This is a genomic window from Trinickia dabaoshanensis, assembly GCF_002879885.1.
In the GTDB taxonomy this organism is placed as follows: Bacteria; Pseudomonadota; Gammaproteobacteria; order Burkholderiales; family Burkholderiaceae; genus Trinickia; species Trinickia dabaoshanensis.
This window is the reverse complement of the sequence record NZ_PNYA01000010.1, coordinates 1-14,932: the sequence shown is the minus strand read 5'-3', so window position 1 is coordinate 14,932 and position 14,932 is coordinate 1. Positions and strand designations below refer to the sequence as shown.

Genomic DNA, 14,932 nt, shown 5'->3' with positions numbered 1-14,932 from the left:
CCAGACCGACGATGAGGCCATGTCTCGCCGATTGATCAGTGGCAGCACCTCTCTTTCTCGATAACGAACGATGACACCTGATACCTCTGCCAGCGCCCGCGTCCCTATCCCTCGTGCGGTCCGAATGCTTGGGCTTGTCAGCCTCTTCATGGATCTGTCGTCCGAGCTGATTCATGCGTTGTTGCCCATCTTTCTCGTCACCACGATGGGCATGAGCGTCACGGCACTCGGTTTGCTCGAGGGAGCGGCCGAATCAACTGCGATGATCGTCAAGATCTTCTCGGGCCCCGTGAGTGATTGGCTTGGCAAGCGCAAGGCGCTGCTGTTGCTCGGCTACGGGCTGGCCGCGTTCACCAAGCCGCTTTTCCCGCTTGCAAGCACGCCCGCGATCGTCGTGACCGCACGTCTGCTCGATCGCGTCGGCAAGGGTATCCGCGGCGCCCCGCGTGATGCACTCGTCGCCGATATCGCTCCACCGGAAATCCGCGGAGCCTGCTTCGGCCTTCGGCAGTCGATGGACACAATCGGTGCGTTTGCCGGCCCGCTCGTCGCCATCGTATTGATGCTCTGGTTCGCCGATCATATCCGCACCGTCCTGTGGTTTGCGGTCGTGCCTGCATTCATTGCGGTCGGCTTGATCCTCTTTGGCATCGAAGAGCCGGTCCATGCGGGCGCGTCTCGCCGCTTCCGATCCCCGCTGCACTGGCGAGCACTGCCCGAATTCCCCGGCCGCTACTGGTTTGTGGTCGCGATCGGTGCTGCTTTCACGCTGACTCGCTTCAGCGAAGCGTTCCTCGTGCTGCGCGCCAAGCAGACAGGATTGAACGTCGCATGGATTCCCGGCGTGATGGTGGTCATGAGCCTCGCCTATTCGCTCTCCGCGTATCCAGCAGGTGCACTGTCGGATCGCATCGATCGCAGAATTCTCCTCGCCTGCGGGCTGGTTCTTCTGATCGCAGCAGATTTGGTACTGGGCACCAGCACGTCGATCGGCATGGTGCTCCTCGGCGTTGCCCTGTGGGGCGTGCACATGGGTTTCACACAGGGCATTCTCGCCGCGATGGTGGCCGAAACCGCACCGCAGACACTGCGCGGGAGCGCGTTTGGCGTCTTTAATCTCGCGAGCGGCATCTGCATGCTACTCGCGAGCGTCATCGCCGGCTGGCTCTGGGATCGCCACGGCGCATCGACGACGTTTTACGTTGGGGCCGCGCTGGCGGTCGTTCCTCTGGCCATGTGCGGCTTTGCGCCAAGCCTGACAAAGCACACGCGCTGACATACCCACATCTTCACTACATTAGTCTGAAATGGAAACAATCGAAGCATTTAATCAAGCCATTTTTCTTCAGATCAACGCCACGCCAGCCACGCCGCACTGGCTCATCGCTGCGAGCGTGTTCATTGCAAACTACGCGATCTGGGCAGTTCCAATTATGCTTGTCTGCATGTGGCTGGTAGGCGGAGACAATCGGCGAGGAATCGCTGTTCATGCGGCTTTCGTTGGCTTTGTGGCACTTGGCATCAACCAGTTGATTGGCATGGCTTGGTATCACCCTCGACCATTCGCAATCGGGCTGGGGCACACATTCTTGACGCACGCACCTGACTCGTCGTTTCCAAGCGATCACGCTACGCTGCTTTCGGCAATATCCTTTACGTTCTTCTACAGCGGGAGGCGACTGCTCGGCATGCTTGCCCTCGCTGTCGATATCGCGATCGCCTGGGCGCGCGTGTTTGTCGGTGTGCACTTCCCGTTTGACATGGCCGGAGCGGCGATGATCGCCTGGTTGACCTACGTTCTCAGCGCACCGCTGTGGCGACTTGGGGGCGACGTTTTCTCTCAGGCATTAATTGCAGTGTACCGCAAGGTATTCGCTGGGCCGATAGGTCGGGGTTGGTTGCGGCCATAAAGACCCTTTTTTGCCGAAAGCACAACGGCGGCAGCGATTTCAGACGAGCACGTGCTCCTCGCATTTCAACCGCGCTGATCCGCGCGCCGGCGCAAAGGGCGTCGCACTCGTTCATGTGGCCGCATACCGATGCGGACCGGCAGTCCGAAGTCTGTCCGACAGAGTCGTCGACTAACTCTTGACGGCCGCCTACGATCGCATAACGCGAAGTCTGCGACCGTTCATTGCATTCACGGCACGACCGGCTATATTGAATATGAGGCAGAAAAAAATTGTCTCGAACGGCGATGCGTTATCCTCCCCTCCCGAATTACCGGCAGTCACGCTTCTCATCGAAGGATGAACACCACATGGTTTTGCTCAAACTTGCCATCGTCGTGGGAATCCTGCTTGTAGTTGCCAAAGGAATCCAGCAGCTGAATCTCCACTGCCGACGCAAGTTCGGCTGCAGCATTTTCAGTATGCGAGGCTTCTGGCTCGCAGCCATCGCGATCAATCTCGTTTGGTGGGGATATTACGCGTGGGCGACCGCCCCACTCCATCACGCGCCGGCGTATGGTGGAATTGTCCTGGTGGCCTTGGGCATCGCGGCCGTCACAAGGCTGATATACGAAAACGTTCGCGAAACGAACGTCGTATACGGCATCGGCGTGTCGTCGCTCCAACTCATGCTGTTTTTCCCCGTGGCGCTCTATGGCATACCGCTTCTCGTCATCGCCTTGCTTTTCCTGCTCTTTGCGACGTACAGGGGCGCGCCTGCATGGCTCATCGATCCGTGAACGTCTCGCGGTTGAGCCCCTCCATCAAACACTGATGAACGCACGCAAGAACAGGCCGGCATATTCCGCCTCGCCGCAGCCCGTGCGGAAGTCAGCATGTCCGCGATGCCGCTCGCGGTCGCGCGCCAATCCGCAGTGAGCAAAGATGGATGCCCTGCCATAGGAACTACCCGGCCGAGGACATCGCGACCGCGTGCGCCGTACCGCCTTGAGGGCGATAAGACACCGAGGCCCATTGATCTGCGCAGTACATGTTTCCGTCTGGATCAGCGCTCGACGCCCGAGTCCGGGCCGCCATGCCGATGGTCGCGCTCAGGTACGGCAGGATCTCCCCGATTCGGTGCCGTTTGGGGCCGAAGCTCAGGAAGGGAAACATGCTGCTGCACCGGCATGGCACGCACAAAGTCCACAATGCCGGCTGCCATAGCCCGATCTTCCCTGACAGGCGACGCCGCCATCGAGCGCGCCACTTCCCGCCATGCAGCAAATATGCCGTCGTGGGATTTCCAACCCGCCTGCCGCTCTTCCTCAGTTGCGACGGCGCGCCAGTACATGGGGATTTCACCGCGCGCGAGCATGTGCGTGACGCCCTGACCGGGATATCGTTGCGTGACGCCGCGCGTGCGCCGGAGCGTCGCGTTTGCGTCGACACCGTGCTCGCGCAGCTGTTCCGCAAATCGCTCGCGCCAGCGCCGCAAATCCTGTTTGCGCGGATTGAGCCGGCGCCCATCCGGCCCCCTCACTTGCACGCTCAAATGCACGTGCGGATGGGCCTCGTCATCGTGTGCAGCGAACACATACGCACGCCCATCGCCGAACTCGAGCGCCGCAAAATCCCGAGCAGCATCGCGCACTGCTTGCCGGTTGGTTCCCGGTGGCATCGATAGAAGGACATTGAACACCTCGCGACGGTGACTGGTCTCGGGTATTCCCCATCCGCCCAACTGCCACGTCCGCGCGAGATCGCGCACCGCCTGCGCGCCTACGATCCTGTCTCCGTTCTGGTCTTCAAGCTCGACCCGCCCATTGCGAGAGATATAACGCAGGTGTCGTCGCACTGCGCCCATGCCCTGAGCACTCGATGCCTTGTTGGTGATCTTCACCATGACTTCTGGGGCGCGCCGAAGCGTTCGGGCCAACTGTTCGCGCATGCGCGCCGCTTTGCTGCGCAATCCAGCGCGGGAAAGCCGCTGTGCGCGGGCGTGTCGAAACGGTTCCTGGAACAACCGATCGCCCCAGTTCAGAAGCATGGCGTCGACGTAAATCTTTGGATAACCCATATCACCGGCTCCATCGATCAAGATTGGCGCGAATTACAGCCGCCACGGCGCGCAGGTGCGCGTCGATCTGTTGCCGAACCGCCCCGATATTCGGTTCCCTGTCGGGCGTCGAAGGTCCCGCCGCTACGTCACGCGCAAGCGGTGCGAGCCAGCGGCTGACCGCAGCAAGCTGCTGATTCGAGTCGGACAGCAACCTCATCTCGATTTGTCCAAGCTGCGGCTCGCGCGTCAACTGCGCACGGATGAGCGCCACGATCCAGCGGTTACTGCTCAAGCCAGCGGCAGCAGCCCGCTTGTCCACTGCCTCAAGTTCGGAGCGGGCCAACCTGACTTCGATACGCGTACGCGGCTCATCGACAGCATTCGGCTGCATCGCTGTTCTGACAGCCGCAACGCTACCACTCTCTTCTGCATCCAGCGCGGCCGTGATCAACTGTCGCACGCCATCGCCGGCGGTCACCCCACGGCGAACGCACCATGCCTCCCAATCCGGGCGCATTCCCGCCAGCTCGACGCACAATCGTTCGCGGCGACGCATTCGCAGGAATCCGTTTATCGCGCCGGTAGCGACGGTTCGGCAGGCTTGAGCTCGAGCTCGCGGGTCCGCGAGCGGTCCGGCGCTGGACGCGCGCGGCGCTCACGTTCAGACGGCGCCTTCGGGTCAAACACCCGCGGTCGCGGTATCAAAACGCCTTCCGTGCCAAACGCATCGAGCATGGCTTCGGCACGCTGCCGCACCCGCGAAATCGACCTTGCACTGAATCCCTGTTCGCGCATAGCGCCAGTCAGCACCGCAAGATGCAACACCTTGTCTTCGTCCGACACGGTCGAGCGTGGCTGTTCACGTCTATCCCTACGCGTCGCAGCGTTAGGTGCCGCAGCACCATCCGGTGCCTGTTCTGATCGCACCTCGGACGCGGCCGCCGACCGGTGCCGATCAACAACGTCAACCTGCCATATGTTCCGGTATACGTCCTTCTCTTCCTCACCCACCACCACGCCCTGATCATCGAAGATCGGCGCCTTGACCGTCACCAGCCGCCGGCCCTGGTTCTCGAGAATCACGCGCTGTCCCGGCTGGGCATGCGACTCTTGAACCGCGCGCTCGAGATCCACACCCCAGACAACCTGATCGGTGCCCGCGGTATCGCGAAATACCACGTAGTACGAGCCGCTTCGGGCGGGATTGTTCTGGTACGGCGTGTGACCGTGCTCTCGCAGTTCCCCCGTGTACCGGCGTGCAGCTTCGGGTTCGTCACTCGCAGCCGACAACCGTGCTTCCGGACGCTCTCGAGCCTGGTACCGATACGGGGCACCTGAAGCCAATGCGTCGGAAGCGCCAGCAGCGACAGCCGCCGCTTCGGCGAGCGACCCCGACACCGGCGCCGGCGCCGGCGCGTTGCTCTCATTGGCACGCGCAGGTGTCCCGGCCGCAACCATCGAAGCATCCGCCTCAATCCGGTTGCTCAGTCGCGCTTGCCGGGCATCGGCCAGGCGAGCGAGATCCGCCGCCTTCGGCTCATAGCCGTTCACCTCGATCCCGAGCACCGTAGCCTGCAACCATACCTCGCTGCGGAATGCTTCGTGCCCCGAGACGCGAATGCGCCGCCACGACTTGGCAGCCGCCATGTCGACCATCGATTCCACCACGTCTGGCCGATTGTGCTCGGTGATCAGGTAGGGGCCCAGATCCTCGAATGCCAGTTGATAGGGCGCATCCTTCAAAAAATACTGGTTGCCCACGCGCAGATAGCGCTTGTGCACCCGCTCGGGCGCCTGCTCCAGGGGTACGCGTGCCGCTCCGTTTACTGCCGGATCGTCCGCGACCGCGCGTGAATCCGGGTCTAGCCCTCGCCCTTCGTCTCTGATCGCCTGGTCGCGTAGTCGTGCGCGAGCCGCATCAAACTCGCGACGGCGTCGGGACGCCAGGGCATCCATCGCCTGCGCGTCGATTCGATGGTTACGCCCTTCACTACTCGACTGCCCTGCGACACTCGGGCGGCCGAAAATGTCTTGCTCGATCACGTTGATGACCGGATCGGCAGGGGAAGAGATTTCAGTCATTGTGCGACTCCGTTCTGATTTGCCGCGATTGGTGACTCGCGGGCGGTTACCGATCCGGCCCGTTTGGATCCTGCGACCCGGCCCGCTCCTTCGACTGCTCAAGCGCCGCCGCACGGGCCTCGCGTATGCGAGCCCACGATCGCGTCTGCAACTGATCGAGCATCACCTCGAGGTTCGGACTGAAATTCAGTTCCCGCGCGGATTTCTTGAGCGACCCCACAGTACGTTCCAGCAGGTCGCGCGCACGATCCCACGGATAGACTTTCGGGTGGTCGCCGTCATACCCGACTTGCAACTCCGAGCCGTTCAGCCGCGCGTTCTCATCCATCCATCGCAGTCGCTCCGACACGAACTCCATCTGCGCCTTCGGATGGAACACTACGCTGCGCGTAGCAACCTCCTGAATCAGGTAGTGCTCGGTGTTGAAGACTTCGCCGCGGTACGGTCCGCCGTTCTCGCGTGGCGTCGCCATCCGCAGCGGTGAGCCGAAACGATGCTCGGCCAGCGCCCTGACCTCGTTCGGCACATCCGCGACGGCGAACAGGGGTTCGCCGACCGGCGGGCGAGTCGGTGCGAATTGCCGCGAGGTGACCGCAGTGGCCGCCGAAGGTTCGCCGGCAGGTGCCACCGTGGCAGCAGGCTCCGTCGTTACTGGGGCCGCCGCCGGAGGGGGCGATTCCGGCGGCGTTACCTGCTTCGGCTCCCCGCGCTTCGACGCGCGGCGCCGCGAAGGCTCCTGAGCTTCCGTCACCAGCTTTTCTTTCACGTTACTCATCACTTCCTCCCTCCGTTCGCCCGGCACCTCGCCAATTTCCAGATGTGCCGCCGGCTGCACCGGCTCGCTATGCCGATACACAATCTCTCGAAGACGATCGCCCACTCGCGAGAAGCTCGATAGCACCGCCATGTCGTTGAAGTCGGTCGGCACCTTGTCGTCAATCCGCGCGTCATTCGCGAATACGGGCAGCGCCAGATAGGCACGCGACGCTTGCGCAGCCTCGCGCGCCTTGATTTCGCCTGGGCCAAGGTCACCCAGCACCACCAACTCGACATCGGGAAATCGCTCTCGCACAATGGCCGCAACCTGCGGCAACGTTGCGCTCGACAGACTCGCAAGCGCCACCCAGCCCGTCGCGCGATGCGCTGAGAGCACCGTCGCCATCCCTTCGCCGATCAGAATCGGACTGGCGGGCTCTGCCTTGCTTGGGGGCGCCCCGGCAATCCAGTAGCCGCCTTTCTTGAGCCCTCCGGCCAGCGATGACTTGCGCCCGTACTCGTCGATGAGCTCGAGCGTCGACATGGCCTCGCCGATCCAGAACGGCACGACGAGCACGCGTCCGGTAAGCGGCCACGCTTCGCTCGCTGGGACATAGCCCAGTAGCGCATGCAATTCGGGGGCTTCAAGCTCGCGTAGTGTCGGCACCGGCTCAAGGTGCTTGCGCACGAGATAGGGATGTTCAGGACCGACCGGCCGCGCCCACTCCCAGATCGCTTGGGCCTCGCGAGCCACCGCCGCATGACGGGCTCGCTGGCGCGCTTCTTCGCGCGAACGCTGCTCGAGCACGTCGGGGCGCGGCGCCAGTGCGGTCGCCATCCGATCCGGATACGCCGAGCGTTTGAGCTCGAAGCCGTGCTGCCGAGCCAGCCAAAAGAGCGACGCGAGCGTCTTGCCGCCCGTCTGCTTCGCCGATCGCCAGGTCGTGCGGGCGGCGCGCTCGTTATAGTTGGCGGCGGTACGGCTCCACTCGTCCCAAATCTCAAAGCCGGCATCGCCCAACCCGCTCTTGAGCGCAAAGGCCATGTCGACCCATGTTCCATAGTCGTCTGCGGGGATCACCGCCAGCGCAGCACGCACGCGCGCCGTCTCGTCCACGTAGGGCTGGCTCATTGACGTGCTCCCTCGATCGGCACCACGTTCGACGCGCCGCGCGACGTCGATCCGCGCTTGGCTCGGCTCGATCGGACAGGCCGCAACTCGGCAACATCAAGGTCCGCAACCGAAAGCCGCCTCGTCGCTCGCGTGACGCGTTCCGCCGGCACACCGAGCAGCATGAAATGCCGCTCGACATACGCGGTGGCCTCGTCTTCAGTCAGGTCCGACAGGCTCGGCGGCAAATCGCGTGGATCCCACGCCTGCAGGATTTCCAGATACTCGGCAGGCAAATGGATGTCGCATGCGCCCTCGAAATCGACGTCCTCGGGCTGCACCTCACGCAGGCGCCGCTCCACCTGAGCCGTAAAGCGAGCGAGATTCAATGCCGGGACGGACGGCGCGGCGACTATGCGCGAGGCGAACTCGGCATCGCGCCAGTAGCAGATCTTGTCGGCCAGGATCGGCTTGGTGTTCTCGAGGACGATGATTTCCTTCTCCCGCCCGAGCTCTTTCAGTTCCTGTGGTAGCAACAGCGGGCGACGCTGCTCCGACAGGCTCTCGCTCGCGCCACCTCGGCCACCGAACATCGCACTTGGGCGGCTGACGCTTCGCGACTGTTCGGTGAACGTCCCGAGCATCTCCGAGTAGTCGTTCGCGTCCTTCTGCTCACGAGGCGCGTAAAGGATCTGCATCGCGTGGTTCGTAATGAACGTACGTGCATCGGCCCGACCGTAGACAGATTCCAACTGTGCGATCGATTGAACAATGGAAAGCAGCCGCAGGTTGTAGCCGGCCATGTAGGCAACCGCGCGGGCGATGATATGGATCTTGCCGATCGCCGTCATTTCATCGAGCAGCAGCAAACACTGAAAACGCAGCGTTGGATCCGCTTCGGGCAACTGCTTCGTGTTCAGGTTGACGAGCTGTGAGAACAGCAGATTGACAACGAGTGCCGCCTCGGACAGGTGGTCCGGCGTGATCCCGACATAGATCGACATCTGCCGCCGGCGCACGTCGCGCAAGTCAAAGTCGTTGGCGCTGGTTGCCGCATCGACGATCGGGTTTGCCCAGATCGTGAGCGGTGCGTGGAATGTCGCGAGAATGCTCGCCAGCACCTTGTCGTCGTTCGACAGGAAGCGATTGAGCGCATCGACGCAGGACCCGCTCAGCAGCCCGCGATGCTGGACCAGCGCGCGCTGCAGATACGATTTCACCGGCATGCCATTGCCCGACGACTGCCGCAGCACCTCACCTATGGTGACGGGATAGTCGGGTATCGACGCGCCCTTGCCAGCCCTTCGCGCGTCGCGCCACTCGCAGAGCAAGAGCGCGATGCCGAGAAAAAGGTTGCGCGCCTGATCCTTCCAGAAATCATCATGGCCGCCGGCCGGATACAGCGCGTAGCCGATAGCGAGGATGTCACCCACGCGAAAGAGCCCGTCCGAGATCGCCAACAGCGGGTTATACCGGTGGGTTCGGGCATCCTCCGCGAACGGGTCGAACAGATAGACATCCTGACCGTGCGCGCGGCGGAACCCCGAGGTTAGCGCATAGTTTTCGCGCTTGATGTCGAGCACGACGACCGAATCGGGGTAGGTCAAAAGATTCGGGATCACGATGCCGACGCCCTTGCCTGAGCGCGCGGGGGCGGCCAGCAGCACGAATTGCTGACCGTAAAACCGCAGATAGCGCCCGCGCCAGACACCAACGACTAAGGCCGGTGCCTTGATGTTGGTTGGCGTGTTCATAGCAACCCCGCCGCGCGGATTTCCGCTTCGCTGGCGAAACGGGCACTGCCATATAGGCGCCGCCGTCCGGTACTTTCCCACAGGGTGTACAAGCCAATCGCCGGACCGCCCACCGTAGTCAGCACGCCCAGCAGCGCCGCACCAGCCAGACGCCGTCCGGCGTTCGGCATCTGACCGTGCAGGCACGCGAGTAAAGCATCTGGCCAGCCCCATAGACCGGCATGCAGCGGATTCCACCGCAGGCTGGCGTAGAGGAAGAATGACGCGGCCCACATCGACGCCAGCACACTGACGGCGACGATCGCCAGTACGGCGAGCGCAACCAGGGCTGACCGTGCGTGGAAAGCGGTAGCGCTGGCGCCGTTCACAATTGTTAAGGATTTGCCGTTCGCGTTCATATCGGCCTCACGCGAAGGTCGTGCGCGCCTTGCGCACGGGATCAAACCAGATTTCCGTCATGCCCCAGCGCTTTCCTACTTGCTCGCCGGCGTCGTTGTAGAGCGCATGTGCCTCCACGTGCGCCACCACGTCGATAGTCAGGAATAACAGGCGCTTGAGCGCCCCATCGTCATATGCAGCAGCTTCCGGATGTTCCTTGGCCATCAGCGCAAAGCGCTCCACCGCCACCGTGGCATTCGGTGCGTGATAGCTTGTGATCGAGCCAGCGTGGCCCGTTGTCAGCAGCTTCAGGAAGTCGTAGGCTTCCGCGCCGCGCAGCTCAGCAAGAAGCACGCGGTCGGGGCGCATGCGCATCGCACTTGCGATCAGGTCGGCCGGCGTCACATGTGCCTGACCGTGTCCGCCCTTGCTGTACGTCAGATGCACGCAGTTCTCGATGTGAGGCAGAAAGATTTCCCGGACGTCCTGGATCGTGACGATGCGCTCAGTCGACGCAATCGAGCGGCACAGCGTCTTCATCAGGCTGGTTTTGCCGGAACCTGTGTTTCCCACGATGACGATGTTCAGACGCGAGGTCACCGCCAGCTCGAAAAATGCACACCAGTCCCGTGCTTCGAGGTGGTGGACGAGCTTGCGCTCCTGCGGCAGCAACATCGGCAACACGGTGTCGATACCGTCTGGACGACGCCACACGGTATCGTCGAACAACCCTTCTTCCCGGTACGCATCGAGCGTCTTCTCGCGCGAAGACGGCCGGCGGATCGTGATCGAAACCGTGCGCGATGGAACAACCGGTGGCACGACGATCTGAATACGCGCGTTCCCTGGCAACAATGCCGACAGGACCGGATGCTGGGCGGACACCTCCTGGTTCGTCAGCGTCGCCACAGCCACCGCGAAGGACATCAGACGCTCGTAGTCGAGATCGGCGTAGTCGTAACCGTGCCAGCCACGATGGGTCTCGGTGAGGACGCGCTGCGGCCGATTGATGACCAACTCTGTCACGTCGGCGTCGTCGAGCATCGGCGCAAACGGCCGCATCAACTCACGCACCGATGCGTCGTCGGGAAGGCGTGCAAGCACCCTATCGTCAATCCGATTTGTTCTGTCAGTGCAATTCATCGCGATCCCTCCGGCTGGAGCGCATACACCGTTCCGAAATCGAGGTCGCGCGCCACGACAATCGTGAACTCCGCACCCTGGTTTTGCGTGAGCGTCGGCGGAATGCTGATCGTCCGGTCGAGAACGCGCGTGGCCATGTCGTTGCCCTGCTGCTCGGTGTTCTGATAAACGACCGAGCTGTTGCTATTGCCGCCGCGTGTGGCGAGATAGCCGATCGCGTCCTGAGTCATGCCAAGCAGCAGTGCCGCACCGATACGCTGGCCCCAGTGGTTGTCCACATAGCCGTCGATCCCCATGCGACCGAGCGCGTCGGCTACCGGCGAATCGATCTGGACAGTCACCCCATTGGGCGTCTTGATCCGCGCGGCGAGAATGAAGGCACGCTTTTGCCCGGGCGACAGGTTCGAGCGATACTCACTGTTGATCTGCGAGCCGCGCTCGATCAGCACCACCTTCCCGTCGTCGGAATAGACGTTCTTTGTCACCGTGCAGGTGGAGATCCCCGCTTCTGTCGAATCGAACCCGGTGTCCCCGGCGCAGTCGATTTTTGCGCCCTGTGCCAGAATCAGGCTGCGGTTGCCAAGCATGCCCGCCCTCGCCCGCGGCGTGGCGGTCGGCGTCAACGCCTGCGCGAGCGCTCCAGTGCCGCTCCGTCCCGATGCACCTAGCGCGCGGCCCGCTCCCAGCGCCGAAGCACCGTCCGCGACACCACCCGAAATTGCTTGTGTCGGCAGCTCACCTTCCCGACCGTTCGCCTCGCACCTCGTACCGGTGGCCAGCAGGGGCGCGTCGTAGTAGCTGCGCGCGGGCTGCGTCCGGCCCGAGACGGGTATGCGATTCGCGACGGGCGCAGAGGCCACCGCTTCTGCTCGCGCCGCCTTTGATTCAGCAGCAGTGCTCGCCGCCGATGCAGGTACATCCTTAAATATCCGGCCCGCAGGTGCGGCTTCGGCTATCGCGTCACGACGCGCTTTCGCCTGCGCATCGTGACGGGTAAGGAACGTATGGACCGTCCAGACCGCGCCGGCGCCCGCGACGAGGACGACGACAAGCGGCGTCAGCCACCACGCCCGTGGGCGTGCGCTTCGGTACTGGCCCAGTGCCGGCATGCCACGATCCGCGAACCCGCCGTCCGCCCGACCCGGATCGCGGTCGTGCTCATTCGCTCCCCGATCGACAGCTTCGTCCGGTTCAATCGTGTTGCGAGGCCGGTGATCGTTCAACGGGTCATTCATCATCGTGACTCCGCAAAACGCGCTTCACGCCGTCGACAGTCGTCCCGTCACGTGGCGGCACGCCGTCCATGTCGTAAGCGTCATTCCAGATTCCCACGACCTCGTCGCCCAGACGGAGCACGAAGCGCTTGGCCACCTCGTGAACGACAATCGTGTCACCTTCCATATGCCTGTCGACTGTGCTCTCCGTTCCATCGTCAGCCACACGAAAGATCGCCGGAATGCGCCGGTTGGCCGGGATGCGAATGTAGGTGAATTGGCCGTCGTCCCATGCTGCGGTCGGCGCAATATCGTCCGAGTGCGGCATGACCTGCATCGAATACTGGGCGTTTCGTACCGCGGGTGGCCGCGCCAACCGTTCGGCAACCAACGCCGCATCGCTTTGGGCCTGTGCCTGCGCTTTCGCCTGGTCCGGGTAGACAAAGGTCACGCGGTACATCTCCTCGTCGTTGCCGAATCTCGCCTTGATGGGCAGCACAACAAGGTCGAAGCTGTAGCTGCGCTTGTCGGTGCGGATTTCCAGATTCGAATCGTGTGCTACGAGTTGCGGCTTGAGGTAGACGTCGTGGTCGCCCTTGTTCGCGACGATCTGCCAGCCGTCGCGATCGCCGGGCGCCGCTACCTGAATATGCTCTTGCGGATCGAGAGCGATGTGCGTAGCGAAGCCGCGCTGCGCCTCGATCCGCACGACCGCGTCGGACCGATAGACGACCTGCCGCACCCGCGAATCGTCGGACCAGCCCGGCACCGTATAGGCACGCGCTACAGGACTCGCCATCATCAGAGTCATGAGCCAAAGCAACATCAGGGCAAGCGCTTTCCAGTCGGCTTTCATGGCGCCCCTCCGGCTGCGGCTGCCGACGCGGCAGGCGGCGTATATTCCGGATCGCGGCTGTAAGCGGTGACCTTGAACCCAAACGGATTCGCAACGGCTACGCTTTCGCGAGTAAAGACCGGCGGCCGATAGGTGTAGGCCAGCGTGATCACGAAGCGCTGAGCAGGCTCCGCATTCGCTTCGCCGTTCTTGAACGTCCTGCGCTCGATATGGACGACCGCGTGGCCCGGTTCGTCCGGTGGCAGCGTGGTCGAGACAATCCGCACCCGCCGCTCGACGTTCGGTCCGAGCTGCCGATCCAGCGCGTCGGGGCCACTGTAGATAGAGCGGTAGTCGCGCGCGACCACGTCATCGCTCATTGCGAGCACGTCGTCGTAATCCATCTGCAGCAGGCCCCAGTTGTAGCGCTCGCGCTCCCGCACGTACGCCTCGACCCAATGCTTGTCCTGGATTTCCTTCGTATGGACGTGCCGTGCGTCGAGCACGTCGATCACCTGCGCTTCTCCCGTCAGGCGGTCGACCTCGATCGGCAGCGGAACGACGCGGTAGAACGGGACCATGACGGCAAGCGCCGCAACGCTCAGCACAGCGACGCCGACGGCGCCGTAAGCGACATGCCAAGCCCGCCTCTCCGATCGCTCCTGCAAGTGCGTAAGCGACGCCTCGATATCAAGCACGCGTCCGTAGTCGTGAAAGTCACTCATCGTCCACCTCCCCCTACTGACGCGCGTGGCAACGCGGACGGACTGGGCGCGGGCGGAACAGGCGGCGCACGGTTGATGGGAACCCGATGTGAGCCGTCCGGCAGAACCGGCTTCGGCGGACCGGAAACACATCCATCAATTAGTAGTACTAAGCTAATTGAAAGAAGGATTCGAAAGTTGAGGCTCATGGCCGCCTCCTCAGTTTCCGAACGAAGCCGGTACCATCTGGTCCTGCAGCCGGACAGTATTACTCGCCCGGCTCAGTATCAATTCGCTCTGCTGCTCGGCGACAAGCTTGTCTTCCGTGTCGGCCAGCATTCTGAAGAGCTGCAGTTTCGTCATTTCGTCGCCGACCGCCGTCGTCTCGGTCTGAATGCGCGCCTGCAGTTCCGCGATGCCTTTCGGATCCTGCGTGACGTCGATTTGCTGCATCAGACTCTGGGTTTTGTCCAGCTCCTGCAGTTCGGTCTGGTACGCCTGCATGCCGAACGCCTTGTCCTGAAATGGCTTGTTCAGCGCGCGCTGGCACACCTGCTGATCGATGCCCGCCTGGTCGGCACAGTCATAGATTTCGCTTGCCGACCGCAGCGCCTGAGCACTACCAGTGAGCCCGGCATAGCCTCCGTTCTGTACAGCGGTGTAGACGCTCTGCCAGTTTGACGGCAGCGAGTTCGCGAGCACCGGATTGTTAAGCAGCGCGCCAAAGCCACGAGTGCCCACCGTTGACTGGTAAATCTGGATCTCCTGCTGGACCTCTTGCTCGAGCTGTCCGACAGTGGCAATAGCCTGGAGCACGTTCTGCGCGTCGAAGACCGGGATGCCCTGCGCATGGCTCGAAGAAGAAAACATCAGCCACACGATCGCAGCGCCCACCATCTTGAATCGTCCTGTCATGATGACCACCTCACCTTCAAATGCCTTGCTGCCCGAGATTCGCGCGTGCGACCCGTTGGTAGGCGGGCAACGTGCCCCCGCCTGAACTT

Annotated in this window: 14 protein-coding genes; 3 read left to right on the top strand and 11 right to left on the bottom strand. The window is 62.7% G+C overall.

Translation table 11 applies throughout. The features are described 5' to 3' along the window. Positions 1–70: 70 nt before the first annotated feature. The 3 genes from C0Z18_RS12350 (at position 71) to C0Z18_RS12340 (ending at position 2,689) form a co-directional block, all read left to right on the top strand. The gene (locus C0Z18_RS12350; protein WP_102645714.1) at positions 71–1,276 is read left to right on the top strand and encodes an MFS transporter; all 1,206 of its coding nucleotides are present in this window, start codon (positions 71–73) and stop codon (positions 1,274–1,276) included. A gap of 31 nt (positions 1,277–1,307) precedes the next feature. Beyond that, positions 1,308–1,910 carry a phosphatase PAP2 family protein gene (locus C0Z18_RS12345; RefSeq protein WP_102645713.1) on the top strand — a complete coding sequence of 201 codons (603 nt, stop codon included), beginning with the start codon at positions 1,308–1,310 and terminating at the stop codon, positions 1,908–1,910. A 350-nt stretch (positions 1,911–2,260) separates the two neighbouring features. Then, on the top strand, positions 2,261–2,689 hold the full coding sequence (locus C0Z18_RS12340) for a hypothetical protein (RefSeq protein ID WP_102645712.1): 429 nt from the start codon (positions 2,261–2,263) through the stop codon (positions 2,687–2,689). A gap of 266 nt (positions 2,690–2,955) precedes the next feature. Here C0Z18_RS12340 and C0Z18_RS12335 read toward each other — a convergent pair whose 3' ends face one another. From C0Z18_RS12335 to virB5, 11 genes are all read right to left on the bottom strand, one after another. After that, complete coding sequence (locus C0Z18_RS12335; protein ID WP_146013998.1) at positions 2,956–3,969, bottom strand: relaxase/mobilization nuclease domain-containing protein; 1,014 nt, start codon at positions 3,967–3,969, stop codon at positions 2,956–2,958. Position 3,970: 1 nt separating this feature from the next. Then, positions 3,971–4,507, bottom strand: a complete 537-nt coding sequence (locus C0Z18_RS12330; protein WP_102645711.1) for a plasmid stabilization protein — start codon at positions 4,505–4,507, stop codon at positions 3,971–3,973. 14 nt (positions 4,508–4,521) lie between these two features. Beyond that, a complete protein-coding gene (locus C0Z18_RS12325) occupies positions 4,522–6,033 on the bottom strand; it encodes an LPD7 domain-containing protein (RefSeq protein WP_102645710.1) in 1,512 nt (503 codons plus the stop codon). A gap of 46 nt (positions 6,034–6,079) precedes the next feature. After that, positions 6,080–7,921 carry a PriCT-2 domain-containing protein gene (locus C0Z18_RS12320; RefSeq protein WP_102645709.1) on the bottom strand — a complete coding sequence of 614 codons (1,842 nt, stop codon included), beginning with the start codon at positions 7,919–7,921 and terminating at the stop codon, positions 6,080–6,082. Beyond that, positions 7,918–9,654 (bottom strand): type IV secretory system conjugative DNA transfer family protein, encoded by a 1,737-nt coding sequence (locus C0Z18_RS12315; protein WP_102645708.1) that lies wholly within the window; start codon positions 9,652–9,654, stop codon positions 7,918–7,920. Before C0Z18_RS12315 ends, C0Z18_RS12320 begins: the two co-directional genes overlap by 4 nt. Beyond that, complete coding sequence (locus C0Z18_RS12310) at positions 9,651–10,052, bottom strand: hypothetical protein (RefSeq protein ID WP_102645707.1); 402 nt, start codon at positions 10,050–10,052, stop codon at positions 9,651–9,653. Before C0Z18_RS12310 ends, C0Z18_RS12315 begins: the two co-directional genes overlap by 4 nt. A gap of 7 nt (positions 10,053–10,059) precedes the next feature. Further along, a complete protein-coding gene (virB11, locus tag C0Z18_RS12305; protein WP_102645706.1) occupies positions 10,060–11,175 on the bottom strand; it encodes a P-type DNA transfer ATPase VirB11 in 1,116 nt (371 codons plus the stop codon). Beyond that, complete coding sequence (gene virB10, locus C0Z18_RS12300) at positions 11,172–12,410, bottom strand: type IV secretion system protein VirB10 (protein ID WP_102645705.1); 1,239 nt, start codon at positions 12,408–12,410, stop codon at positions 11,172–11,174. Before virB10 ends, virB11 begins: the two co-directional genes overlap by 4 nt. Further along, on the bottom strand, positions 12,403–13,215 hold the full coding sequence (locus C0Z18_RS12295; RefSeq protein WP_102645888.1) for a TrbG/VirB9 family P-type conjugative transfer protein: 813 nt from the start codon (positions 13,213–13,215) through the stop codon (positions 12,403–12,405). Before C0Z18_RS12295 ends, virB10 begins: the two co-directional genes overlap by 8 nt. A gap of 26 nt (positions 13,216–13,241) precedes the next feature. Further along, entirely contained in the window at positions 13,242–13,949 is a 708-nt protein-coding gene (locus C0Z18_RS12290) for a virB8 family protein (RefSeq protein ID WP_102645704.1), read from the bottom strand. A 198-nt stretch (positions 13,950–14,147) separates the two neighbouring features. Continuing rightward, entirely contained in the window at positions 14,148–14,798 is a 651-nt protein-coding gene (gene virB5 / locus C0Z18_RS12280; protein WP_408646995.1) for a P-type DNA transfer protein VirB5, read from the bottom strand. Between the last annotated feature and the right edge of the window lie 134 nt (positions 14,799–14,932).

What these genes read in the sequence shown, in the direction of transcription:
- C0Z18_RS12350 (WP_102645714.1), top strand. Translation starts at nt 71, where the DNA reads ATGACACCTGATACCTCTGCCAGCGCCCGCGTCCCTATCCCTCGTGCG.
- C0Z18_RS12345 (WP_102645713.1), top strand. Translation starts at nt 1,308, where the DNA reads ATGGAAACAATCGAAGCATTTAATCAAGCCATTTTTCTTCAGATCAAC.
- C0Z18_RS12340 (WP_102645712.1), top strand. Translation starts at nt 2,261, where the DNA reads ATGGTTTTGCTCAAACTTGCCATCGTCGTGGGAATCCTGCTTGTAGTT.
- C0Z18_RS12335 (WP_146013998.1), bottom strand. Translation starts at nt 3,969, where the DNA reads ATGGGTTATCCAAAGATTTACGTCGACGCCATGCTTCTGAACTGGGGC.
- C0Z18_RS12330 (WP_102645711.1), bottom strand. Translation starts at nt 4,507, where the DNA reads ATGCGTCGCCGCGAACGATTGTGCGTCGAGCTGGCGGGAATGCGCCCG.
- C0Z18_RS12325 (WP_102645710.1), bottom strand. Translation starts at nt 6,033, where the DNA reads ATGACTGAAATCTCTTCCCCTGCCGATCCGGTCATCAACGTGATCGAG.
- C0Z18_RS12320 (WP_102645709.1), bottom strand. Translation starts at nt 7,921, where the DNA reads ATGAGCCAGCCCTACGTGGACGAGACGGCGCGCGTGCGTGCTGCGCTG.
- C0Z18_RS12315 (WP_102645708.1), bottom strand. Translation starts at nt 9,654, where the DNA reads ATGAACACGCCAACCAACATCAAGGCACCGGCCTTAGTCGTTGGTGTC.
- C0Z18_RS12310 (WP_102645707.1), bottom strand. Translation starts at nt 10,052, where the DNA reads ATGAACGCGAACGGCAAATCCTTAACAATTGTGAACGGCGCCAGCGCT.
- virB11 (WP_102645706.1), bottom strand. Translation starts at nt 11,175, where the DNA reads ATGAATTGCACTGACAGAACAAATCGGATTGACGATAGGGTGCTTGCA.
- virB10 (WP_102645705.1), bottom strand. Translation starts at nt 12,410, where the DNA reads ATGAATGACCCGTTGAACGATCACCGGCCTCGCAACACGATTGAACCG.
- C0Z18_RS12295 (WP_102645888.1), bottom strand. Translation starts at nt 13,215, where the DNA reads ATGTTGCTTTGGCTCATGACTCTGATGATGGCGAGTCCTGTAGCGCGT.
- C0Z18_RS12290 (WP_102645704.1), bottom strand. Translation starts at nt 13,949, where the DNA reads ATGAGTGACTTTCACGACTACGGACGCGTGCTTGATATCGAGGCGTCG.
- virB5 (WP_408646995.1), bottom strand. Translation starts at nt 14,798, where the DNA reads ATGTTTTCTTCTTCGAGCCATGCGCAGGGCATCCCGGTCTTCGACGCG.